A 22550-nucleotide genomic window follows, 5' to 3' on the forward strand; every position below is an offset into this window, starting at 1 on the left:
GCCCCCGGGTCCCGATCGAACGCGGTGCCGTGCGGCCGGCCGCCGCCCGCCACCGCGTTCACCCCTCGTTCAGCCAGGTCCTGAGCTTGCCGAGTGCGCGGTGCTGCGCCACCCGCACCGCGCCCGGCGTCGATCCGACCGCTGCGGCGGTCTCCTCCGCGGTGAGCTCGCCGAGCACGCGGAGCACCACGATCTCCCGCTGCTGCGCCGGGAGCCGGTCGATCAGCGCCATCAGCTCCGTCATCTGCGCGGAGCCGACGGCGGCGGCCTCCGGGCCGGCCCGCACGTCCGTGGACTCCGGGAGGTCGTCGAACGGGTCGGAGCGGTCCCGGGCGGCCGAGCGGAAGGCGTCCGCGACCTTGTTGCGCGCGATGCCGTACGCGAAGGCCATGAACGGCGTCTCCATGTCCCGGTAGCGCGGCAGGGCCGCGCAGAGCGCGATCACCACTTCCTGGGCGACGTCCTCGGGTGTCGCGAGCCCCGGCGCCCGGTTCCCGAGCCGGCCCTGGCAGTAGCGCACCAGCAGGGGGCTCGCGCCGCGCAGCAGCGCATCCAGGGCGCGCCGGTCACCCGTCGCCGCGAGCCGGGCGAGCCCCGTGAGCTGCGCGTCGAGATCGGCGGCCTGGTCGGTGCGCCGGCGGCCGGGGTGCCGGGACGGGGTCCACGACCCTCGCCCGCCGTCCCCGCGGGACTCTCCGTCGCCCGCGTACACCCGACGCCTGCCTCCTCGGCCCTGGACGGGGGCACGGGACGGGAGGGCCCGCGGCGCCCGGCGGTGGTGGGCGCCGCGGGTGCTCGTGGCCGGGCCTCGGCACCCGGGCGGGGAGCGCGGCGACGGCGGGCGACGTCGGCGTGCCCCTCCGGCCGCCACCCGCGTCGGGACCCCGGAATCTAGTCCGAACGGGCGGCCCACGTGCTCCGGAGAGACGCCGCAGCGCCGGTTCGTACAACTTCGTACAGACCTCGTACAGGCGGGGCGCCCTCCGACGTCGGCATCCGGCACCGGTGCCGGACGGCGCACGCGACCGCCGCGCCGCCCTATCCTCCCGGCACCGGGGGACGGGCCCCGGGCGCGGACGTCGGGGGGAGCCGGGGATGCCGCCGCAGCAGTCCGGCGATCCGGACGCGGTCGCGGACCGGGCCGGGCTGGCCGAGCAGCTGGGCCGGATGAAGGACGCGTCCGGGCTGAGCTTCCGGGCGCTCGCGAAGCGCACGCAGGAGTCCGGCGTGCCGCTGCTGCCGTTCACCACCTTCCGGGACTACGTGCAGGGCCGGTCCCTGCCCTCGCCGGTCCGGCTCGACGCGCTGCTCACCGCGTTCGGTGTCGCCGCCGACGACCCGGTGCGCGAGCGCTGGCGGGCCGCGCTGCGGCGCGCGGCCTCGGCTCCGGCGAAGCCGCCGCCCGGGCTGCATCCCTATCCCGCGTCGTCGCCGGTCGAGGGGGTCCTGCCCGGCCGGGCGGCCCTCGTGGTGGAGGTCGTCGGGCGGGTACGGGCCGCGCGGGCCGCGGGCGGGGTCGTCGTGGTCACCGGCCCGTCCGGGGCGGGGACGAGCTCGCTGCTGCGGGCCGGGGCCCTCCCGGCACTGGACGACGTCGTGATCCTCCCGTCGGGCACCGCACGGACGGCCCTGCCCGGCGGGGCCACGACCGTGCTGGTCGACGACGTCCACCACGCGGCGGAGGCCGCCGCGCTGAGGGACGTGCTCGGTGCCGTGCCGTCCGGGCGGGTCGTGCTGCTCGGGGTCCGCGAGGACGTCCTCGCGGACCTGGGCGAGTTCGGGTCGGACCCGGTGCGTGTGACCGCGATGTCCGCGGCGGAGCTGCGCGACGCCGTCACCGTGCCCGCCCTCGCGGCCGGGTTCCCCGCCGTCGACGGGCTGGCCGAGCTCGTGCTGGGGGAGCTCGAGGTCCCGCCGGGGGCGCCGTCCTCGCCGCCCGGGGCGTTGCCCCTGCTGTCCCTGGCCCTGGCCGGCGCCTGGGAGCGGACGGCCGCGATGGGCGGACCGGAGATCACGATCGCGCACTACCGCGAGGCCGGCGGGGTGTACGGGGCGATCGAGCGCGCGGCGGAGGCGGCCTACGCGGCCCTCCCGCCGCACCGCCAGGCGCTGGTCCGCCCCCTGCTGCTGCGGCTCGTGCGGATGCCGGGCACCGCGGGCGTGGCCGACCCCGTGCGCCGACGCATCCGCCGCTTCGGGCTCACCCATGGGCTCGACGCCGGGGCGTCCGCGGAGACCGACGCGACCGTCGAGGCGCTGGTCGCAGCACGGATCCTGGTCGCCGGGGAGGGCACGCTCGAGCTCGCCCACGACGTCGTGCTGCGGGCGTGGTCGCGACTGGCCGGCTGGGTGCGCGAGGACCGCGAGCGCCGGCCCCAGCGCGGCATCGTGACCGACGGCGCGCGGATCTGGCACGACAGCAAACGGGACGAGGGCGCGCTCCTGCGTGGCCGCGCGCTGGCGGAGGCGGAGGCCTTCGCGGCGGCGGAACCGGGCGAGCTCTACCCGCTCGAGCACGAGTTCCTGGCCGCGAGCCGGGGGCGCGCGGAGTCCGGCGCGCCCACCCCGACCCGGCGGCTGCAGGTCGCCGTCGCGGTGCTCGCCGTGCTGCTGGTGGTGGCGATGGCCGCCACGGCCTACGCGCTCACCCGTGTGCCGGCCGACCGGAGCGGGCACGACGGCCCGACGCCGGGCCTCGGTGGTGTGGTGGCTGCTGCCGGGCCGGAGGCGGACGACCCGCCGGCCTGACCCATCGGGCACGATGACGGCATGCGCTACGCCGAGCACATCTCCGACCTCGTCGGGAACACCCCGCTGGTGAAGCTGGGCGGCATCGCCGAGGGCCTGTCCCCGCTGGTCCTGGCGAAGGTCGAGTACATGAACCCCGGCGGCAGCGTGAAGGACCGCATCGCGCTGAAGATGGTCGACGCAGCCGAGGCCTCCGGCGAGCTGCGCCCCGGTGGCACGATCGTCGAGCCGACGTCCGGCAACACCGGCATCGGACTGGCCATGATCGCCCAGCGCCGCGGCTACCGGTGCGTGTTCGTGTGCCCGGACAAGGTCGGCGAGGACAAGCGCAACGTGCTCAAGGCCTACGGCGCCGAGGTCGTCGTGTGCCCCACCGCGGTCGACCCCGACCACCCCGACTCGTACTACTCGACGTCGGACCGGCTGGTCCGGGAGATCGAGGGCGCCTGGAAGCCGAACCAGTACGCCAACACGAACAACCCGGCGTCGCACTACGAGGCCACCGGACCGGAGATCTGGGAGCAGACCGAGGGCCGGATCACGCACTTCGTGGCCGGCATCGGCACCGGCGGCACGATCTCCGGCACCGGCCGCTACCTCAAGGAGGTCTCCGGCGGGCGCGTGCGGGTGGTCGGCGCCGACCCGGAGGGCTCGGTGTACTCGGGCGGGAGCGGGCGGCCGTACCTCGTCGAGGGTGTCGGCGAGGACTTCTGGCCGACCACCTACGACAAGGAGGTCTGCGACGAGATCGTCGCGGTCTCCGACGCCGACTCCTTCCACATGACCCGCCGGCTCGCCCGCGAGGAGGCGCTGCTGGTGGGCGGCTCGTGCGGGATGGCCGTGGTCGCGGCCCTGCGGGTGGCGGAGACGGCCCCGCCGGACTCGGTGATCGTCGTCCTGCTGCCCGACGGCGGCCGCGGCTATCTCGGCAAGGTCTTCAACGACACCTGGATGGCGAGCTACGGGTTCCTGCCGCCGAGCGCCGGCGCCACGGTGGGCGACGTGCTGCGGCGCAAGGACGGCACGCTGCCGGACCTGGTGCACGCGCACCCCAACGAGACGGTCGCCGACGCCGTCCACTACCTGCGGGAGTTCCACGTCTCGCAGATGCCGGTGGTCCGCGCCGAGCCGCCGGTGATGGCGGCCGAGGTCGTCGGCTCGGTGGTCGAGCGGGACATCCTCGACCTGCTGTTCACCAACCGCGCCAGGCTCTCCGACCGGCTCGACCAGCACATGTCCCCGCCGCTGCCGACGATCGGCGCGGGCGAGCCGCTGGAGACGGCGATGGGGGCCTTCGCCACGGCCGACGGCGCGCTGGTGCTCGTCGACGGCAAGCCCGCCGGGGTCGTCACCCGCTCGGACGTGCTGGCCTTCCTCGGCTGACTCGGGGAGTGGCGACGATCGCCACTCACAGGGGCCCCTCAGCCGGCGCGGCTACCGTCGGGACCATGCGGAGATCCCTGCTCGCGACCGTGCTCGGCGCGGGCGCCGCCGCCGTCGTCCTGCCGGACCGGCTCGGCCTCGACCGGCGGCACCCCTTCACCGCGCTCGGGGCGCTGCGCCCGCACACCACGGCCGCGGCGGCCGTCGCGGCGGGCGTGCTCGCGGTGGGCCGGCCCACCCGCCCGGCCGGGTTCGCCGTGGGCGCCGTCGCGCTCGCCGGCGCAGCGGGCCTGGTCCGCCGGGTCGTGCGGCGACGCCGGCCCTCCGGCACCGCGGACCTCACCGTCCTGGCCGCGAACGTCTGGGACGGCAAGGCCGACGCCGGTGCGCTCGCCGCCCTGATCGCCGGCGAGCGCCCGGACCTGGTGTCGTTGCCCGAATCCGGCCGCGAGTACCGCGACAAGCTCATGCCGCTGCTCGACGGCCTCGGCTACCGCTCCTGGGTCTCCACCGAGCCCGGCAAGCCCGACGGCTGGTCGGTCACGATGCTGGTGTCCGAGCGGATGGGCGACGTCGAGGTCGGCTCCGGGCCGGAGCTGCGCCGTCAGCATCTCTGGGCCCGCGGCGGGCTGCTCGGCCCGCACCGGTTCCGCGCGGTGCACCCGCAGGCGCCCATGGCCCGCTGGCAGGCGCGGGTGTGGTCGCGGGACATGGACAGCATCGCCCGATGGTGTGCCGCGCTCCCCGCGCCGATCGTCGCCGGCGACTTCAACGCGACCCTCGACCACGGCCCGCTGCGCCGGGCGCTGACCGGTGTCCGCGACGCCGCGGAGGGCACCGGCAGGGGCCTGACCGGCACGTACCACGCCGCGCTGCCCCGCTGGGCCGGCATCCGGATCGACCACGTGCTCGTGCCGCGCGAGGCGCACACGACCCGGTACGAGGTCGTCGACATCCCGGGGACGGACCACCGGGCGGTCCTGGTGGGCATGCGGTTGCCGGGGGCCGCGTAGCCTCGCGGCCATGCGCGGCTTCTCCACCCGGGCCATCCACGCCGGCCAGGACCCCGACCCGACCACGGGCGCGGTGATCGTGCCGATCCACGCCAGCTCGACCTTCGCCCAGGACGGCGTCGGCGGGCTGCGCGGCGGGTACGAGTACTCCCGCTCCGCGAACCCCACCCGCACCGCGCTGCAGGAGTGCCTGGCGGCGCTGGAGGGCGGGCGGCACGGCTTCGCCTTCGGCTCGGGCATGGGCGCCTCGGACGTCCTGCTGCGGGTGCTGCTCAAGCCGGGCGACCACATCGTCATCCCGCACGACGCCTACGGCGGCACGTTCCGGCTGGTCGACAAGGTGCTCCCGCAGTGGGGCGTGGAGTACTCGACCGTCGACCTCGCCGACGTCGACGCGCTGCGGGCCGCGCTGCGCCCGACCACCGAGGTCGTCTGGTGCGAGACCCCGACGAACCCGCTGCTCGGGATCGCCGACATCGCCGCCCTGGCCGAGGTCACCCGCGCGGCCGGCGCCCGGCTCGTCGTCGACAACACCTTCGCCTCGCCCTACCTGCAGCAGCCGCTGGCCCTCGGCGCGGACGTGGTGCTGCACTCCACGACCAAGTACGTCGGCGGCCACTCGGACGTCGTCGGCGGCGCCCTGGTGCTCGACGACGACGAGATCGCCGAGCAGCTCCGGTTCACCCAGAACTCGGTGGGCTCGGTGCCCGGCCCGTTCGACGCCTGGCTGACCCTGCGCGGCGCCAAGACGCTCGCGGTGCGGATGGAGCGGCACAGCGACAACGCCGAGCGGATCGCCGACGCCCTGGCCGCGCACCCCGCCGTCGCGAAGGTCCTCTACCCGGGCCTGCCCGGCCACCCCGGCCACGAGGTCGCGGCGAAGCAGATGCGCCGCTTCGGCGGGATGGTGTCCTTCCTGGTCGCGGGCGGGAAGGAGGCGGCGCTCACGGTCTGCGCCTCCACGCAGCTGTTCACGCTCGCGGAGTCCCTCGGCGGCGTCGAGTCGCTGATCGAGCACCCCGGCCAGATGACGCACGCCTCCGCCGCGGGTTCGGCGCTCGAGGTACCGGACTCCCTGGTCCGCCTGTCCGTGGGCATCGAGGACGCCGAGGATCTGGTCGAGGATCTCCGCACCGCTCTCGACGCGGCCGCGTCCTGAGCGGCGGGGGAGCCTAGGAGCGCGGGGGCACCGGCGCCGAGGGGGCGACCGGCGCGGGTGCCGACGGCGCGGCCGGGACGACGAGGTCGTCCGGGGCGAGGCAGCCGCCGACGAGCTCGTAGCCGCCCTGGACGGCGACGTAGTGGCCCGGGTCGGTGCAGCCCGCCTGCTCGACGGTGACGATCGCGAGGGTGCCGAGCACCGCCGCGGCGAGCAGCGGCACGGCCGCGCGGGCGCCCCTGGGCGCGCCGTTCAGCCGGTGTCCGACCCCGCCCCGCATCGTGCCTCCCCCGCAGAAACCGCCCGTTCGCGAGGCTACCGGGCCCGGTGGCACGATGCGGGGGTGAACGCCGACTCCGGCACGAGAGGCCTGCGAACGGTCGATCGTGACCCCCCGGCGGGGGCCCCGGTCGGGCTCGACGAGATCCGCGGGGCCCGGGAGCTGCTCGCCGGCGTCACCCGGACCACGCCCGTCGCACGCTCCCGCGCGCTCACCGAGGCCGTGGGCGGACCGGTGTGGTTCAAGTGCGAGAACCTGCAGCGCACCGGTTCGTTCAAGATCCGCGGCGCGTTCACCCGGCTCGCGCGGCTCTCCGACGAGGAGCGCGCCCGCGGCGTGGTCGCCGCCAGCGCCGGCAACCACGCGCAGGGCGTGGCCCTGGCGGCGCAGCTGCTCGGCATCGACGCCACGGTGTTCATGCCGGCGGGCGCCGCGCTGCCCAAGGTCGAGGCGACCCGCGGCTACGGCGCGCGCGTCCGGCTCGGCGGCGCCACGGTCGACGAGGCCCTCGCCGGGGCGCTCGAGCACGCCGAGCGGACCGGGGCGGTGCTCATCCACCCGTTCGACCACCCGGACGTGATCGCCGGGCAGGGCACGGTCGGCATGGAGATCCTCGAGCAGGTGCCGGACGTGGCCACCGTCCTGGTGGCGGCGGGCGGGGGCGGGCTGCTCGGCGGGGTCGCCGCGGCCGTCAAGGCGCAGCGGCCCGGGGTGCGGGTCGTCGGGGTGCAGGCCGCCGGCGCCGCCGCCTGGCCCGCCTCGCTCGCCGCCGGCGAGCCCGTGGCCCTGGGTGGGATGCGGACCATCGCCGACGGCATCGCGGTCGGCCGGCCCGGCGACGTCACCTTCCGGCAGGTCGAGGCCCTCGTCGACGAGTTCACCGTGGTCGGCGAGGACGCGCTCTCCCGCGCCCTGCTCTTCAGCCTGGAGCGGGCGAAGATGCTGGTCGAGCCCGCGGGCGCGGCGCCGGTGGCCGCGCTTCTCGACGACCCGGAACGCTTCGCGCCGCCCGTGGTGGCGGTGCTGTCCGGCGGCAACGTGGACCCGCTGGTCCTGCTGCACGTGATCCAGAACGGCATGGCCGCGACCGCCCGCTACCTGTCGCTGGTGGTGCGGATCGGGGACCTCCCGGGCGCCCTGGCCACGCTGCTGACCCGGGTGGGCGAGCTCGGCGCCAACGTGATCGACGTCGAGCACACCCGGATCAGCGCGACCGTCCCGATGGGGGAGGTCGACGTGGCCGTGAGCCTGGAGATGCGGGGCCCGGAACACTGCCGCGAGCTGGTCACCGCACTACGGGACGCCGGCCACCGCGTGACGGTGACCGGCGTGCCGGAAGGGGACCCGCGGCTCGGGGCGTGAGGGTCAGCCGGTGAAGGGCTCGATGTCGACGAGTGTGACGCGCATGCTGCCGCCGTCGGGCAGCGCGTACTCGCGGTCCTCGCCCTTCTTCGCGCCCAGCAGCGCGGCGCCCAGCGGCGAGTTCGGGGAGATCACCTGCAGGTCGCCGTGGCTGCCCTCCTCGCGGGAGCCGAGCAGCACCTTCTCGGTGTCCTCGTCGTCCTCGTACTTGACGGTGAGGACGGTGCCGGGAGCCGCCTCCTCGGCGCTGGTCGGGGAGGTGCCGACCTGGGCGGTGCGCAGGAGCTCCTGCAGCTGGCGGATCCGCGCCTCCTGCTGGCCCTGCTCCTCGCGGGCGGCGTGGTAGCCGCCGTTCTCCTTGAGGTCGCCCTCCTCGCGGCGGGCGTTGATCTCGGCGGCGATGACGGGACGGTTCGCGATCAGCTCGTCGAGCTCCGTCTTGAGCCGGTCGAAGGCATCCTGGGTGAGCCAGGTCACCTGAGTCTCCGTCACGGTCATCACTCCTCCAGCGAACCGGGCACCGCACCGCGCGGGCCGGGCGCCCGGCATGTCGCACGGGCACGATCGGGGCCGTCCACCTACAGGCCCCCGAGTAAGGAAAAACACGACCCGCCTGCGGGCCGTGTGCGAGCAACCTTAGCACGGGACCGACCGCTCGGCGCGGTCCTTCGCCGAACGGTCGGGCGTCCGAAGAAGTTCCCGGGCAGCCTGTTTCTGCTGGTCGGCGGGGTCCGGGAAGAGTCGCGGGGGCTCGCGCGTTGCCTCCCGCGGAAGAAGCGTCGGTCCTGCGTGCCAGGATCGGCCTCGACCGGCCGGGCGGGCGCCCGGCCCTGCGAAAGCCGCCCGTCACCGCGGGCGCGAGGACACGGAAGGACCCCGGTCACCCATGACGTCCGAACGCGAGCCGTTGCGGCTGATGACCGTCCACGCCCACCCGGACGACGAGTCGAGCAAGGGTGCGGCGACCACCGCCCGGTACGTCGACGAGGGCCACGAGGTCATGGTCGTCACGTGCACCGGCGGCGAGGCGGGCAGCATCCTCAATCCCGCCATGGACCGGCCGGACGTCCTGGAGAACATGACCACCATCCGGAAGCAGGAGATGGCCCGGGCGGCCGACATCCTGGGCGTGCAGCACCGGTGGCTCGGCTTCGTCGACTCCGGGCTCCCCGAGGGCGACCCCAAGCCCCCGCTGCCCGAGGGCTGCTTCGCGCTGGTACCGCTCGAGGAGTCGACCGAGCGCCTGGTGCAGGTGATCCGGGAGTTCCGCCCGCACGTGCTCGTGACCTACGACGAGAACGGCGGCTACCCGCACCCGGACCACATCCGCACCCACGAGGTGTCGATGGCGGCGTTCGAGGCGGCTGCGGACCCGGACCGGTTCCGCGCGGCGGGCGCGCCGTGGCAGGTGCTCAAGCTGTACTACTCGCACGGCTTCTCCAAGAAGCGGATCCTCGCCTTCGACGAGGGCCTCAAGGCCCGCGGCCTCGAGTCGCCGTACGCCGAGTGGATCGCGAACTGGAAGGACCGGCCGGACCCGGGCGAGCGCGTCACCACCCGGGTGGAGTGCGCGGACTGGTTCGACCGGCGGGACGACGCGCTGCGCGCCCACGCCACCCAGATCGACCCCACCAGCCGCTGGTTCTTCACGCCGTTGGAGCTGCAGCGGGAGATCTGGCCGTGGGAGGAGTACGAGCTGGTCCGTTCGCTCGTGGCCGGCCCGACCCCGGAGGACGACCTGTTCGCGGGCCTGCGGGAGCCGGCGCTGCGGGCGGGCTGAGCGGCGGGTCCGGCGGCCCACCGACCGGCGCATGCGCGGCGCGCGACCCCGCGTAGCCTGGACGTCGGAGGACGTGACCTGCGACAGGAGTGACGGAACGTGCTGGTCGAGCTGGGCGCCGTGCCCACCGCGGAAACGGTCGCGAGCGTCCTGGCGCAGAACCCGGAGCCCCCGCCGGACAAGGGCGAGGAGTTCGGCAAGGCCTCGCCCGTCGCGCTCGTCGTCATCCTGTTGCTGGCCGTGGTCACGATCGCGCTGATCGTGTCGATGAGCCGGCGGATCCGGCGGCTGCCGCAGTCCTTCGACGAGCAGGCCGAGCAGGAGCCGGGCGGCGCGGACCGCGACGAGGCCGGCACCGGGGAGCGCCCCGAGCAGCGGTGAGCATCCGCCGACCCGTCGCCGGGTCGCCCGGGCGGCGGGTCGCGCCCGCCGGTGACAGGGTGGGCGCATGCCCAACCGGCTCGCGGAGGCGACCAGCCCGTATCTGCTCCAGCATGCGGACAACCCCATCGACTGGTGGGAGTGGTCCGACGAGGCGTTCGCGGAGGCGCAGCGCCGGGACGTCCCGGTGCTGCTCTCCGTGGGCTACGCCGCCTGCCACTGGTGCCACGTCATGGCGCACGAGTCCTTCTCCGACACGGAGACGGCCGCGCAGGTGAACCGGGACTTCGTGGCGATCAAGGTCGACCGCGAGGAGCGTCCGGACATCGACGCCGTCTACATGGCGGCGACGCAGGCCATGACCGGGCAGGGCGGCTGGCCGATGACCTGCTTCCTCACCCCGATCGGTGAGCCTTTCCACTGCGGCACCTACTACCCACCCACGCCGCGGCACGGCATGCCCGGGTTCCGCCAGCTGCTCGACGCCGTGACGCGGGCCTGGACCGAGGACGGTGCCCGGGTCCGCGGGGCCGCCGGGGAGATCGCGGCCCGGCTGGCCGACGCCGCCCGCGCCGAGCCGACGCCCGTGCCGGTGGACCCGGACGTCCTCGACTCCGCGGTGGCCGGTCTGGCGGCGGACTTCGACGCCGAGCGCGGCGGGTTCGGCGGCGCCCCCAAGTTCCCGCCGTCGATGGTGCTGGAGTTCCTGCTGCGCCACCACGAGCGCACCGGCTCGGCCGACGCCCTGCGGATGGTCGAGCGGACCTGCGACGCGATGGCCCGCGGCGGGATGTACGACCAGCTCGCCGGCGGGTTCGCGCGGTACAGCGTCGACGCCGGCTGGGTGGTGCCGCACTTCGAGAAGATGCTCTACGACAACGCCCTGCTCCTGCGGGTCTACGTGCACTGGGCCCGGCGCACCGGCTCGCCCCTGGCGACCCGCGTGGCCGAGGAGACGGCGGGATTCCTTTTGCACGACCTGCGGACCCCCGACGGCGGGTTCGCCTCCGCGCTCGACGCCGACACCGACGGCGTCGAGGGCCTGACCTACTCGTGGACGCCCGGCCAGCTCGCCGAGGTCCTCACCCCGGAGGACGCCACCTGGGCGGCCCAGCTCCTCGAGGTGACCCAGGCCGGCACCTTCGAGCACGGGGCGTCGACGCTGCAGCTGCTGCGCGACCCGGACGACCCGGAGCGCTGGGAGCGCGTCCGCACCGTGCTCTCCGCGGCCCGGTCGACCCGCCCGCAGCCCGCCCGGGACGACAAGGTCGTCACCGCGTGGAACGGCATGGCGGTGCAGGCGCTCGCCGAGGCCGGTGCCGCGCTCGGCCGGCTGGACTGGGTGGCCGCCGCGGAGGAGACGGCCGACCTGCTGCTGCGCCTGCACGTGGTCGACGGGCGCCTGCGCCGCTCCTCGCGCGACGGCGTGGTGGGCGCCGCCCCGGGCGTCCTCGACGACCACGCCTGCCTCGTCGAGGGCCTGCTCGCGCTGCACCAGGCGACGGGCGACCCGGGGCGGCTGGCCGCGGCCGTGGAGATCCTGGACCTGGCCGTGGCCCGGTTCCGGGGTGACGGCCCGGGGAGCTGGTTCGACACGGCCGACGACGCCGAGGAGCTCCTGCACCGGCCGCGCGAGATCACCGACAACGCGACGCCCGCCGGCGGCTCCGCGATGACCAACGCGCTGCTCACGGCGTCGGTCCTGGTCGACGAGGAGCGCTCCGGCCGGTACCGGGAGCTGGCCGAGGAGTCCGTGCGTGCTGTCGGCGGGCTGTTCGCCAGGCACGCCCGCTTCGCCGGGCACTGGCTCACCGCCGCCGAGGCGTCGGCCTCCGGGCCGCCGCAGGTGGCCCTGGTCGGTCCCGTCGGCGATCCGGACCGGGAGGAGCTGCTAGCCCGCGCCCGGGCGCTGGTGCCCGGCGGCGGCGTCGTCGTGCCGGGGGATCCGGATGCGCCGGGTGTGCCGCTGCTCGCCGCGCGCCCGCTCGTGGCGGACCGGCCCGCCGCCTACGTCTGCCGCGGGTTCGTGTGCGACCGGCCGGTGACCACGCCCGAGGAGCTGGCCGCCCTGCTCTGAACCTCGCCCCGAACCCCTCCTCGGAACCCTGCCGCGGATCTTCGTTCGCTTCGCTTCCGGAGAACGGCCTCGTGCATCTTGTGTTGCTGTGTAATCTCGTAAGCAACGCAGCAGGAGGTGCGGGATGACGGGACGGATGCACAAGGGTTGGCACGGCGGCGGGCGCGGGCAGGGACGCGGACCCCGCGGAGGGTGGCAGCAGGCGGACCTGCCGGACACCGGCGATGCGCAGGCCTGGCTGCGCGGCCGGCTGCCCGACGGCTGGTTCGTCGGCGCGCCGGAGGTGACCATCGACCGGGAGGAGATCGTGATCGTCGGCGAGCTGCCGGCGGTGGAGGGCGACTTCCCCGACACGGACGCCGGACGGGCCGAGAAGGCGGCCACGGCGGCGGGGCGCATCTCGCGCTTCCGTGAGGAGACCCGGGACGAGCGGATCGACATCGCCCGTCAGGCCGAGCACCGCTACCAGCGGAAGGTCGCCTGGGGCGCCCGGATCGGCGAGGTCGAGGAGCTGTTCACGACCGCGTCGGTGCCGGTGATGACGCGGCTGCGCCAGCCCGAGCGCATGGTGCTGGACACCCTGGTCGACTCGGGGGTCGCGCGCTCGCGGTCCGACGCGCTTGCCTGGGCGGTACGCCTGGTGGGCCGCAACGCGGACACCTGGCTCGCCGACCTGCGCGAGGCCATGGCCAAGGTCGACGAGCTGCGGACCCGCGGCCCGGAGTAGCCGTCCGCGGCGGGGTCAGCTGGGGAAGAGCGCGAACCAGATCGCGATCTGGTGGCAGATCGCCGCCAGCACCGTGGCCGCGTGGAAGAACTCGTGGTAGCCGAAGGTCTTCGGCCACGGGTTGGGCCAGTGCACGGCGTAGAAGACCGCACCGGCCGTGTAGAGCGCGCCGCCGACCAGTAGCAGGACCAGGGCGGCCACGCCGGCGTTGTGCAGCAGGTCGGGCAGCACGAACACCGCGACCCAGCCGAGCGCGAGGTAGATCGGGACCGCGAGCCACTTCGGCGAGTGGGGCCAGCACATCTTGAGGATCACGCCGGCCAGCGCGCCGCCCCACACCACGCCCAGCACGACGCGGCCGGTGCCCGGGGCCATCGCCAGCATCGCCACGGGCGTGTACGTGCCCGCGATGAAGACGAAGATCATCGAATGGTCGAGGCGACGCATGATCAGCCGGCTGCGCGGCGTGGTCCAGGTGCGGCGGTGGTAGAGCGCGCTCACGCCGAACAGGCCGAGGATCGTCACGCTGTAGACCGACGTCGCCAGGGCGGCGGCCCCGCCCACGAGCGACGCGGCGACGGCGACCAGCGTGGCGCACGCCGCGACCGAGGTGACGAACGACCAGAAGTGCAGCCAGCCGCGCATCCGCGGCTTGACGAAGGGGAGGTCCGACGGCGGCTGGAGGGTCCCGGCGGTCACCCGCCCGAGGGTACGGGATCACCGTCCGCGCCCGGGTTGCCCACCGGTGGCCGGGCGGTGAAGCACGCCGGGTCGACGGCCTTCGGGCGCAGGCGGTCCGGGACCGCGGCGTAGGCTCCGCCCCGTGGGTGTCCGTGACCTCCTCTATTCGACCTACGAGGCGAGGCTCGCCCGGCGGCTGGTCGGTGCGGAGCGCCCCCGCCACGTCGCGCTGATCCTCGACGGCAACCGGCGCTGGGCACGCGACGCCGGGCTCGAGGACGTGAACGACGGCCACCGGGTCGGCGCGGCGAAGATCTCCGACCTGCTCGGCTGGTGCGGCGACGCGGGTGTCGAGGTCGTGACCCTGTTCCTGCTCTCCACGGACAACCTGTCCCGCCCCGCCGACGAGCTCGAGCCGCTGCTGGAGATCATCGCCGACGTCGTCGACGAGCTGAGCGGCCCGACCGCCCCGTGGCGGCTCCGGGTCGTCGGCGCCCTGGAGCTGCTCCCGCCGCGGATCGCGCAGCGGCTGGCCGCGGCCGCCGCCCGCACCACCGACCGCCCGGGGCTGGAGCTCAACGTCGCCGTCGGGTACGGCGGCCGACAGGAGATCGCCGACGCGGTGCGCAAGCTGCTGCTGCAGCACGCCGAGGCGGGCTCGTCGATCGAGGAACTGGCCGAGGTGCTCGACGTCGACCACATCGCCGCGCACCTCTACACCTCCGGCCAGCCGGATCCCGACCTCGTGATCCGGACGTCGGGGGAGCAGCGACTCTCGGGTTTCCTGCTCTGGCAGAGCGCGCATTCGGAATTTCATTTCTGCGAGGCCTACTGGCCCGAGTTCCGCCGCGTCGACTTCCTCCGGGCGCTGCGCGACTACGCCGCCCGGCACCGCCGATTCGGCGGCTGACACCGACGCCCCGGGGCTCGCGGGGTAAACGGCCGAGAACGCCGAACGGCGCCGGTCCCGAAGGGGACCGACGCCGTCGGTGGAGTGCGGTTCTCAGTCGACCGAGTCGCCCGCGCCCGAGACGATGCCGCAGGAGCGGTCGGTGTCGGTGTGCACCGAGCTGTTGGCCTGGGCCTTGCCGAACAGGCCGAGCGCGCCGGTGGCGGAGCCGACGATGTCCTTGACGTTGGCCTGGCCCGCGAGCAGACCGGCGTTGACCGGAACGTCGTTGTTGCAGGCCTGGACCGGCACGTTGGCGTTGTTGCCGGAGACGTTGATCAGGCCCTTGCCCGACTTGTCGATGCCGGTGTCGTGCGACTCGTGGGCGAACGCGAGCGGGCTGATGGCGACGACGGACGCGGCCGAGGCGGCGGCGACCAGGGCGACCTTCTTCAGCATTTCTTCTCCTGTGTGTGTACGGGCCCGGGTAGGGCCCGGACTTCTCGAGTCGGTGTCCGACCGGGGAGCCCGCACCGACTGCTGATCACGCTATCCGAGCAATGCGGAAATCGCGAAATCCGTACCACGATCGTGTCGGACCGCGTTTCCCGTCGAAGTTACGCCCACGATCGGATGAGTTCTGTGCCACCCATCGTGGAAGTGTCGGAAAAAGCAGGACGCCGGCCCGGAGGAACCGGGCCGGCGTCCTGTCGGTCGATGCCGGGAGGTCAGCCGACCTTGTCGCCGGCGCCCGACTTGATGCCGCAGGAGCGGTCGGAGTCGGTGTGCACGTCGCTCTTGGCCTTGGCGTCGCCCGCGATGCCGAGGGCGCCGGTGGCCACGCCGGTGATGTCCTTGAGGTTGGCCTGGCCGACCAGCGCGCCGGCGTTGACCGGGACGTCGTTGTTGCAGGCCTGGACCGGCACGTTGGCGTTGTTGCCGGAGACGTTGATCAGGCCCTTGCCCGACTTGTCGATGCCGGTCTCGTGCGACTCGTGCGCGAACGCGAGCGGGCTGATGGCGACGACGGACGCGGCCGAGGCGGCGGCGACCAGGGCGACCTTCTTCAGCATTTCTTCTCCTGTGTGTGTACGGGCCCGGGGAGGCCCGGACTTGTCGAGTCGGTGTCCGACCGGGGAGCCCGCACCGACTACGGCTGAATTTATCCGGCGTATCCGCGAATCGCGAATTCGGTACCACGATCGTGTCGGATCGCGTTTTCCCCGGAAGTTACTACCTCGATCGGATGATGTGCGACCGAGGCGACAAGGCGAACAGGCCGACCCGGGAACCGGGCCGGCCTGCTGCAGGGCGGAGCTGACGGGAAGGTCAGGCGTCGACCTTGTCGCCCGCGCCGGCCTCGAGGCCGCAGGTGCGGTCCGAGTCGGTGTGGACGGTGGTGTCGGCCTTGGCCTTGCCGAACAGGCCCAGGGCGCCGGTCAGCGCGCCGGTGATGTCCTTGGCGTTGCCCTGGATGGCGCCCACACCGGCGTTCACCGGGACGTCGTTGTTGCAGACCTGGATCGGGACGTTCACGTTGTTGCCCGACACGTTCAGCAGGCCCTTGCCCGACTTGTCGATGCCCGTGACCGACGAGCCGTGGTGGCCGTGGTCGCCCTTGTCGTGGTCGTGGCCCTTGTCACCGGCGAAGGCGAGCGGGCTGACGGCGACGAGAGAGGCGGCGACGCCGGTCGCGACGATTCCAGCCTTCTTCAGCACAGTTCTTCTCCTGTAGGTCTGCGGAACCGGCGAGCCGGCACCTTTCAGGTCAGCGTCCGACCGGGGAGCCCGCGCTGACTGATTCGAAAGCTATCCGCAGCCGCGCCTGTACAACAAACTTCGTGCCACTATCGTGTGAGCTACGAACTGTGCGTTTGGTTATTCCCCGGATAGGTGGAATTCAACGGCACGGCCGCACCGCTTTCCGCCGGACTTCCGGAACGGTGGGTAGCCGATCCACTCGTTCGGGAGGGTGGTCTTCCCGATCGTGTACGAGGGGCCGGTCGGGTGTCCGGCGGGTAGCGTCCCGGTGATGCGGAGAGTGCCGTGAAGGCGGACGCGGTGGCCCGCGGGATCGCGCTGCTCGCGCTGCGGCTGGACCGCCTCGCGCCCGGCACCGTGGAGGCCTTCGACGGTGACCCCGTGGTCCGCCGGCACGTCCGCGCCGAGGCCGTCCCCGTGCCGTCGGAGCTCGCCCGCGAGGCGGCGCGGCTGCGCCGGGCGGTCCCGTACCTCCGACTCCCGCCGGTGCGCGAGGCCTTCCTCGACGGCGAGCTGCGGGCCCTCGAGCGGACGGCCCGGACCCTCGCGGGCGAGCGCGTGTCGTTGCGCACCGAGATCCGGGAGACCTACGGCGTCGACGTCGCCCCGGGCGACCCGGACCGGTACCGGGCGGCACAGCGGGCGGTCGACTCGCTGCTGCCCGGGCGGGGCCCGCTCGCCGACCGGCTGGCCGCGCATCGCGTGCGGGACGAGCTGCCCGGCGAGCGCCGCGGCCCGGCGATCCACGCCCTGACCGAGGCCCTGCGGGAGCGGACCGCCGCCGTCCTCGACCTGCCGGCGGGCGAGGAGGTCGAGATCGAGCTCGTCGAGGGACGGCCGTGGAGCGGGTTCACCCGCCACCTCGGCGGGCGCCGCTCGCTCGCCCGGTTCAGCACGGACGCGCCGCAGCGGGCGGGACAGCTCGCCCGGCTCGTCGCGCACGAGACCTACCCGGGGCACCACGTCGAGCACCTCCGCCGCGCGGCCGCGGCCCGGTCGGAACCCGAGCGGGCGCTGAGTCTCACCCGCAGTCCGCGCGCCCTCGTCGTCGAGGGGGTGGCGGACCTCGGGCTCGACGCCGTCGTCGGGCCGGGGTGGGGGCCGTGGGCTGCCGACGTGCTGGCCGACGTGGGTGTGGTCACGGACGGTGAGCTGGCCGAGGCGCTGGAGGAGGCGATGCTGCCGCTGCAGCACGTCCGGCTCGACGCGGCGCTCCTCGTCGACCGGTCAGGTACGGCGGCGGCCCGCGACCATCTGCGCCGGTGGCTCCTGCTCGACGACGCCCGCGCGGACCGTGCGCTCCGGTTCCTCACCGACCCGCGTTGGCGGGCGTACACGGTCACCTACGTGGTCGGGTACCCACTGGTGCGTGGCTGGTGGGCGGGCGACACCGCGCGGTTCCTCCGGGCGCTCGACCGGCCCGTCACGCCGGGGGTGCTGGCCTCACCGGGCGCGCGGGGCTGGTCCGGACGGTCGGCGGCCGACCGGGGTGTGCCGGCGACGGACGGTGTCGATCATGCGATGAGCGGTCGGCCGTTCTGTTAATTCTCGGGATCGGTCACGGACGCGACACGATCTCACCCTTGACCGCATGAGGGTGACCGCTAGTAGCGTCAGCGGTGGCGGTGCGTACCGATCGCACCGTCCGGGGAGGCCCTGGACGTGGTGTTGCGAAGCACCCGAGAGGGCCGGCACCCGGCCCTTGCGGGCGTGCGGGCGGCGTCGCAGACGTGGTTCGTGCAACCGCACCGGGGTCGGCCGGCCCACCGGAACTGTGGGCGTGGTGCCGCGCCCGCGAGGGAGCACCCGTGACCGAACGTCGTACGGCCCCGGTTCAGGAGAGCGGCTCCGACGTCCCCGCGGACGTCACGCCCCGCTGCTACGTGCTCGACACCTCGGTTCTCCTCTCCGACCCGTGGTCGCTGACCCGGTTCGACGAGCACCAGGTCGTCCTCCCGCTCGTGGTCATCTCCGAACTCGAGGGCAAGCGGCACCACCCGGAACTGGGGTGGTTCGCCCGCGCGGCGCTGCGTCAGCTCGACGAGCTGCGCATCAAGCACGGTCGGCTCGACGCGCCGGTCCCGATCGGGGACACAGGCGGCACGCTCCACGTCGAGCTGAACCACAGCGACCAGTCCGTGCTGCCGGCCGGTTTCCGGACCGACAGCAACGACAGCCGGATCCTCGCCTGTGCGTTGAACCTGCGCGCCGACTACGGCACGTCCCGCGAGGTCGTGCTGGTCACGAAGGACATGCCGCTGCGGGTCAAGGCGGCGGCGGTCGGGCTCCCCGCCGACGAGTACCACGGGCAGGACGTCGTCCCCTCCGGCTGGACCGGGATGGCCGACGTCGAGGTCACCCCGGAGGAGGTCGACACGCTCTTCCGGGACGGCGTGCTGGACCACCCCGAGGCGGGGGAGCTGCCCTGCAACACCGGCATCCGGCTGCTCGGCGGCACGTCGAGCGCGCTCGGCCGGGTCACTCCCGACAAGCAGATCAAGCTGGTCCGCGGCGACCGCGAGGCCTTCGGGCTGCACGGGCGCTCGGCGGAGCAGCGGGTGGCGCTCGACCTCCTGCTCGACCCGGAGGTCGGGATCGTGTCCCTCGGCGGTCGTGCGGGCACCGGCAAGTCGGCGCTCGCGCTGCTCGCCGGCCTCGAGGCCGTCATGGAGCGCCAGCAGCACCGCAAGATCGTGGTCTTCCGGCCGCTCTACGCCGTCGGCGGGCAGGAGCTCGGGTACCTGCCCGGCAGCGAGGCGGAGAAGATGGGCCCCTGGGCCCAGGCGGTGTTCGACACGCTCGGCGCGCTGGTCAGCCAGAACGTGCTCGACGAGGTGATCGCCCGCGGGATGCTCGAGGTCCTGCCGCTCACCCACATCCGCGGCCGGTCGCTGCACGACACCTTCGTGATCGTCGACGAGGCGCAGTCGCTGGAGCGCAACGTGCTCCTGACCGTGCTCTCCCGGCTGGGCACCGCCTCCCGGGTGGTCCTGACCCACGACGTCGCCCAGCGCGACAACCTGCGGGTCGGCCGGCACGACGGCATCGCCGCGGTGATCGAGAAGCTGAAGGGCCACCCGCTCTTCGCCCACGTCACCCTGACCCGCTCCGAGCGCAGCCCCATCGCCGCGCTCGTGACCGAGATGCTGGAGGGCCCCGGCAACTGAGTCACCCCCGACGGCGTCCCACCCACCGGGGTGGGGCGCCGTCGGTGTGTCGGGCCCCGGCCGACGGTCACGGGTGCTCGATGCCGAGGGCGGCCAGGTTGTCCTCGGCGGGGTGCGCGGCACCCGCCGGCCCCGCGGCGAAGGCGGTCAGCAACCGCGTGGTGGCCGCCCCGATGATCGGGGCGCTCGTCCCGCCGCGACACGTCGGGTCGAGCCCGCAGATCCAGTACTGGGTCCCCGCGGAGAACACGCCCGCGCCGCTCGGCACGGAGTACCAGGTCGCGTCGGCGAAGTCCGGCCGGCCGCGGCAGGTCACCGGCGAGTGGAACAGCACCTCGATCGGCCGCGGCGTCGGCACACGCAGATCGACGCGCTCGTACTCGTTGCCGACGAGGCCGGGCAGCCGCTGACCGTTCTGCACCAGACCCGAGAGCAGCCAGTTCCCGGCGTCGGCGACGACGAGATCGGCCTGCGCGGGGTTGCACTGGTAGAAGTTGCCGAGCAGGACGCTCTCCGGCCGCGGGTAGGGCGCGTCGCGCCACTGCGGCGTCGCCTCGAGCGGATCGGTGCGGCTCGTCGGGTCCTCGGTGAACGACTTGTAGTCGACCTCCGTCCGGTTCGGTCCGAGGGCGGTGTCCTCGAACCGGATGTGCCGGTAGATCTCGTTGCCGCCCAGGAAGGCGAGGTTCACGCCGCGGTCGCGGGCGGCGGTCGCCGTCGCGCGCATCGCCGTTGACCAGTACTCGTCGTGGCCGAGCGTGATCATGCCCCGCGCGCCGTCGAGCAGGTGGGGATCGGCATGGAGGTCGACGTCGGTGGCGTAGCCGAGCGGGAGACCGGAGCGTTCCGCGAACTCCACGAACGGCAGCTCGAAGATGAGGAAGTCGCCGGCGCCCTGCATGTCCTTCGCCTGGTAGGGCCGGTCGAAGGTGACGGCGCGGGAGCGGTCGGCGAACCGGCCGGTGCCCGCGGCGTACAGGCTGTACCCGCCCCACCGGTTGTAGGCCTGCCAGGTGGTCACGGCGTTGACCACGACGAGGCGGCCCGTGTTGTCCGGGGTCGCGAGCGTCAGCGGGACGAACTGCTGGGCGGCGCCGTCGTCGGCATCGAGCCGGAGGAGGTAGGCGCCCGGCGGCCAGCCGGTGGTGTCGACGGTCAGTGTCGGGCTCCACGGCGCCACCACCGTGTTCCGCGGGGCCTGCACGACCGGATCGGCCTGGCGCCGTCCCGGCAACGTCGGCGAGACCCAGACGCGGGCCGCGCCCGTGGGCGGGTAGTCGCCCATCCGGAAGGCCGTCACCGTGTAGTGGGCGGCCGTCGTCGAGACGAACAGGTGCACCGGGTCGCCGGGATGCACGGAGGTGCGGTCCGCGAAGCCCTCGACGGCGTGTTCCGGCCCGGGGTGGGTGATCCGCCAGTCGGCGCCGAGGACGGCACCGGGTGGGAGGCCGGTCGGCGAGGACGCGGAGGTGGACGGTGGGGGCGAGGGCGTCGCCGGTCCGGACCCGCCCGACGTGCACGCCGCGACCAGCGTGAACACCGCCACGAGGCCGATCACGACGAGGGCGGGCGACGACCGCCCCGGCCAGCCTGCGCGCACGCGTCCCCCTCACCGGCCGACCGGCGGTGAGGCGGTCGGACGGGAGACGTTAGGGACCCGCCGGAGGAATGCCTAGGGCATCTCGGCCCTACCGCCGTCGATCACAACCCGTGCGGTGTGCCCTCCGTGAAGCCCGCGGTGGTCTGGATGCCCACGACCGCGCGCTCGTGCAGCTCCGCGAGGCTGCGCGCGCCCGCGTAGGTGCAGGCGGAGCGGACGCCGGAGCAGATGCCGTCGAGCACGTCCTCGACGCCGGGACGGGCCGGGTCGAGCAGCTGCCGGGAGCTGGAGATCCCCTCCTCGAACAGGCTCTTGCGCGCCCGGTCGAAGTCGCCGTCGGCACGGGTCCGCGCACTCACCGCGCGCTTCGACGCCATCCCGAAGGACTCCTTGTACGCGCGGCCGGACTCGTCGCGCAGCAGGTCGCCTGGGGACTCGTAGGTGCCGGCGAGCCAGGAGCCGATCATCACCGAGGCGGCGCCGGCGGCGAGGGCCAGTGCGACGTCCCGCGGGAACCGGACGCCACCGTCGGCCCAGATGGCCACGCCGTGCTCGCGCCCGGCCGCGGCGCACTCCAGGACCGAGGAGAACTGCGGGCGTCCGACGCCGGTCATCATCCGCGTGGTGCACATGGCGCCCGGCCCGACCCCGACCTTGACGACGTCGGCGCCGGCCTCGGCGAGGTCGCGCACGCCCTCGGCGGTGACGACGTTGCCCGCCGCGATCGGCACGGGCAGCCCGGAGTCGCGGACGACGGCCCGGACCGCCCGGAGCGCCTCGATCATCTTCTCCTGGTGGCCGTGCGCGGTGTCGACGACGAGGACGTCCACCCCGGCGTCGAGCAGCGCCTTGGCCTTGGTCGGGACGTCACCGTTGATGCCGATCGCCGCCGCGGTGCGCAGCCGGCCGTGGCTGTCGAGGGCGGGGGTGTAGATCCCGGCCCGGATCGCGCCGAGCGCGGTGAGCAAACCGGCGAGGCGGCCGTCGTCGTCGAGGCCGAGGGCGACCCCGCGCCCGCCGAGCGCGTCGAAGATCTCCCGTGGCGGGGTGCCGAGCGGGAGCATGACCGGCGACCCGTCGAGGACGTCGGCGAGCCGGGTGAAGCGGTCGACACCCGTGCACGCGGCCTCGTCGACCGTGCCGACCGGCCGGCCGCCGTCGTCGACCACGACGACGGTGCCGTGCGCGCGCTTCGGCAGCAGGTTGACCGCGTCGGCCACCGCGTCGCCGGTGCGCAGCACGAGCGGGGTGTCCCACACGGGGTGCCGCGACTTGATCCACGCGACGATCTCGGCGACGGCCTCCGGCGCGACGTCCTGCGGCAGCACGGTCAGCCCTCCGCGGCGGGCCAGTGTCTCGGCCATCCGGCGGCCCGCGACCGCGGTCATGTTGGCCGCGACGACCGGCACCGTGGCGCCCGTGCCGTCCGCGGTGGTCAGGTCGACGTCGAAACGGGAGGCGACGGAGGACCGCCCCGGGACGAGGAAGACGTCGTCGTACGTGAGATCCGAGGTGGGCCGGTGCCCGTCGATGAAGCGCACG

Annotated in this window: 21 protein-coding genes; 12 read left to right on the plus strand and 9 right to left on the minus strand. The window is 74.3% G+C overall.

The features are described 5' to 3' along the window. Positions 1-58: 58 nt before the first annotated feature. Positions 59-712, minus strand: a complete 654-nt coding sequence (shbA, locus tag LWC33_RS25555; protein WP_233307215.1) for an RNA polymerase sigma factor ShbA — start codon at positions 710-712, stop codon at positions 59-61. Between the two features lie 383 nt (positions 713-1095). Here shbA and LWC33_RS25560 point away from each other — a divergent pair, with 383 nt between their 5' ends. The 4 genes from LWC33_RS25560 to LWC33_RS25575 all read left to right on the plus strand — a co-directional run bounded on the left by LWC33_RS25560 (position 1096) and on the right by LWC33_RS25575 (position 6303). Continuing rightward, complete coding sequence (locus LWC33_RS25560; protein ID WP_233307216.1) at positions 1096-2748, plus strand: nSTAND1 domain-containing NTPase; 1653 nt, start codon at positions 1096-1098, stop codon at positions 2746-2748. Between the two features lie 21 nt (positions 2749-2769). Next, positions 2770-4131, plus strand: a complete 1362-nt coding sequence (locus LWC33_RS25565; protein WP_233307217.1) for a cystathionine beta-synthase — start codon at positions 2770-2772, stop codon at positions 4129-4131. Between the two features lie 65 nt (positions 4132-4196). Continuing rightward, entirely contained in the window at positions 4197-5144 is a 948-nt protein-coding gene (locus LWC33_RS25570; RefSeq protein ID WP_233307218.1) for an endonuclease/exonuclease/phosphatase family protein, read from the plus strand. Between the two features lie 10 nt (positions 5145-5154). After that, the gene (locus LWC33_RS25575) at positions 5155-6303 is read left to right on the plus strand and encodes a cystathionine gamma-synthase (protein WP_233307219.1); all 1149 of its coding nucleotides are present in this window, start codon (positions 5155-5157) and stop codon (positions 6301-6303) included. A 13-nt stretch (positions 6304-6316) separates the two neighbouring features. Here the strand turns inward: LWC33_RS25575 and LWC33_RS25580 are convergent, their stop codons facing one another. After that, on the minus strand, positions 6317-6583 hold the full coding sequence (locus LWC33_RS25580; RefSeq protein ID WP_233307220.1) for a hypothetical protein: 267 nt from the start codon (positions 6581-6583) through the stop codon (positions 6317-6319). Positions 6584-6673: 90 nt separating this feature from the next. Here LWC33_RS25580 and ilvA point away from each other — a divergent pair, with 90 nt between their 5' ends. Continuing rightward, positions 6674-7945 (plus strand): threonine ammonia-lyase, encoded by a 1272-nt coding sequence (gene ilvA, locus LWC33_RS25585; protein ID WP_233307257.1) that lies wholly within the window; start codon positions 6674-6676, stop codon positions 7943-7945. A gap of 3 nt (positions 7946-7948) precedes the next feature. Here the strand turns inward: ilvA and greA are convergent, their stop codons facing one another. Then, positions 7949-8437 carry a transcription elongation factor GreA gene (gene greA / locus LWC33_RS25590; RefSeq protein ID WP_233307221.1) on the minus strand — a complete coding sequence of 163 codons (489 nt, stop codon included), beginning with the start codon at positions 8435-8437 and terminating at the stop codon, positions 7949-7951. Between the two features lie 394 nt (positions 8438-8831). On the opposite strand from greA, the gene mca reads away from it, so the two are divergent. The 4 genes from mca to abmR all read left to right on the plus strand — a co-directional run bounded on the left by mca (position 8832) and on the right by abmR (position 12910). Beyond that, the gene (gene mca / locus LWC33_RS25595) at positions 8832-9725 is read left to right on the plus strand and encodes a mycothiol conjugate amidase Mca (RefSeq protein ID WP_233307222.1); all 894 of its coding nucleotides are present in this window, start codon (positions 8832-8834) and stop codon (positions 9723-9725) included. A gap of 99 nt (positions 9726-9824) precedes the next feature. Then, positions 9825-10106 (plus strand): hypothetical protein, encoded by a 282-nt coding sequence (locus tag LWC33_RS25600; RefSeq protein WP_233307223.1) that lies wholly within the window; start codon positions 9825-9827, stop codon positions 10104-10106. A 67-nt stretch (positions 10107-10173) separates the two neighbouring features. Beyond that, positions 10174-12183 (plus strand): thioredoxin domain-containing protein, encoded by a 2010-nt coding sequence (locus tag LWC33_RS25605; protein ID WP_233307224.1) that lies wholly within the window; start codon positions 10174-10176, stop codon positions 12181-12183. A 124-nt stretch (positions 12184-12307) separates the two neighbouring features. Further along, positions 12308-12910 (plus strand): ATP-binding transcription factor AbmR, encoded by a 603-nt coding sequence (abmR, locus tag LWC33_RS25610; RefSeq protein ID WP_372476691.1) that lies wholly within the window; start codon positions 12308-12310, stop codon positions 12908-12910. Between the two features lie 15 nt (positions 12911-12925). Here the strand turns inward: abmR and trhA are convergent, their stop codons facing one another. Then, the gene (trhA, locus tag LWC33_RS25615) at positions 12926-13555 is read right to left on the minus strand and encodes a PAQR family membrane homeostasis protein TrhA (RefSeq protein WP_233307259.1); all 630 of its coding nucleotides are present in this window, start codon (positions 13553-13555) and stop codon (positions 12926-12928) included. 178 nt (positions 13556-13733) lie between these two features. On the opposite strand from trhA, the gene LWC33_RS25620 reads away from it, so the two are divergent. After that, on the plus strand, positions 13734-14501 hold the full coding sequence (locus LWC33_RS25620) for an isoprenyl transferase (protein WP_233307225.1): 768 nt from the start codon (positions 13734-13736) through the stop codon (positions 14499-14501). 93 nt (positions 14502-14594) lie between these two features. Here LWC33_RS25620 and LWC33_RS25625 read toward each other — a convergent pair whose 3' ends face one another. The 3 genes from LWC33_RS25625 to LWC33_RS25635 all read right to left on the minus strand — a co-directional run bounded on the left by LWC33_RS25625 (position 14595) and on the right by LWC33_RS25635 (position 16199). Beyond that, the gene (locus tag LWC33_RS25625; protein ID WP_233307226.1) at positions 14595-14939 is read right to left on the minus strand and encodes a hypothetical protein; all 345 of its coding nucleotides are present in this window, start codon (positions 14937-14939) and stop codon (positions 14595-14597) included. Positions 14940-15208: 269 nt separating this feature from the next. Then, complete coding sequence (locus LWC33_RS25630) at positions 15209-15553, minus strand: hypothetical protein (RefSeq protein WP_233307227.1); 345 nt, start codon at positions 15551-15553, stop codon at positions 15209-15211. Between the two features lie 256 nt (positions 15554-15809). Then, the gene (locus tag LWC33_RS25635; protein ID WP_233307228.1) at positions 15810-16199 is read right to left on the minus strand and encodes a hypothetical protein; all 390 of its coding nucleotides are present in this window, start codon (positions 16197-16199) and stop codon (positions 15810-15812) included. A gap of 327 nt (positions 16200-16526) precedes the next feature. On the opposite strand from LWC33_RS25635, the gene LWC33_RS25640 reads away from it, so the two are divergent. Beyond that, entirely contained in the window at positions 16527-17786 is a 1260-nt protein-coding gene (locus LWC33_RS25640) for a DUF885 domain-containing protein (protein WP_233307229.1), read from the plus strand. A gap of 263 nt (positions 17787-18049) precedes the next feature. Further along, positions 18050-19408 (plus strand): RNA 5'-3' helicase PhoH2, encoded by a 1359-nt coding sequence (phoH2, locus tag LWC33_RS25645; protein ID WP_372476692.1) that lies wholly within the window; start codon positions 18050-18052, stop codon positions 19406-19408. Between the two features lie 67 nt (positions 19409-19475). Here the strand turns inward: phoH2 and LWC33_RS25650 are convergent, their stop codons facing one another. Further along, entirely contained in the window at positions 19476-21008 is a 1533-nt protein-coding gene (locus LWC33_RS25650) for a N,N-dimethylformamidase beta subunit family domain-containing protein (protein ID WP_233307230.1), read from the minus strand. 101 nt (positions 21009-21109) lie between these two features. Further along, a complete protein-coding gene (locus LWC33_RS25655) occupies positions 21110-22549 on the minus strand; it encodes a GuaB1 family IMP dehydrogenase-related protein (protein ID WP_233307231.1) in 1440 nt (479 codons plus the stop codon). Position 22550 lies beyond the last annotated feature (1 nt).

Source organism: Pseudonocardia terrae, from assembly GCF_021343995.1.
Classification (GTDB): Bacteria; Actinomycetota; Actinomycetes; order Mycobacteriales; family Pseudonocardiaceae; genus Pseudonocardia; species Pseudonocardia terrae.

Bases quoted from the DNA above. Each gene is read 5' to 3' on its own strand.
- abmR (WP_372476691.1), top strand. From the start codon at position 12,308: ATGACGGGACGGATGCACAAGGGTTGGCACGGCGGCGGGCGCGGGCAG.
- LWC33_RS25565 (WP_233307217.1), top strand. From the start codon at position 2,770: ATGCGCTACGCCGAGCACATCTCCGACCTCGTCGGGAACACCCCGCTG.
- trhA (WP_233307259.1), bottom strand. From the start codon at position 13,555: ATGCGCGGCTGGCTGCACTTCTGGTCGTTCGTCACCTCGGTCGCGGCG.
- LWC33_RS25630 (WP_233307227.1), bottom strand. From the start codon at position 15,553: ATGCTGAAGAAGGTCGCCCTGGTCGCCGCCGCCTCGGCCGCGTCCGTC.
- LWC33_RS25570 (WP_233307218.1), top strand. From the start codon at position 4,197: ATGCGGAGATCCCTGCTCGCGACCGTGCTCGGCGCGGGCGCCGCCGCC.
- LWC33_RS25560 (WP_233307216.1), top strand. From the start codon at position 1,096: ATGCCGCCGCAGCAGTCCGGCGATCCGGACGCGGTCGCGGACCGGGCC.
- LWC33_RS25625 (WP_233307226.1), bottom strand. From the start codon at position 14,939: ATGCTGAAGAAGGTCGCCCTGGTCGCCGCCGCCTCGGCCGCGTCCGTC.
- LWC33_RS25575 (WP_233307219.1), top strand. From the start codon at position 5,155: ATGCGCGGCTTCTCCACCCGGGCCATCCACGCCGGCCAGGACCCCGAC.
- LWC33_RS25605 (WP_233307224.1), top strand. From the start codon at position 10,174: ATGCCCAACCGGCTCGCGGAGGCGACCAGCCCGTATCTGCTCCAGCAT.
- mca (WP_233307222.1), top strand. From the start codon at position 8,832: ATGACGTCCGAACGCGAGCCGTTGCGGCTGATGACCGTCCACGCCCAC.
- LWC33_RS25580 (WP_233307220.1), bottom strand. From the start codon at position 6,583: ATGCGGGGCGGGGTCGGACACCGGCTGAACGGCGCGCCCAGGGGCGCC.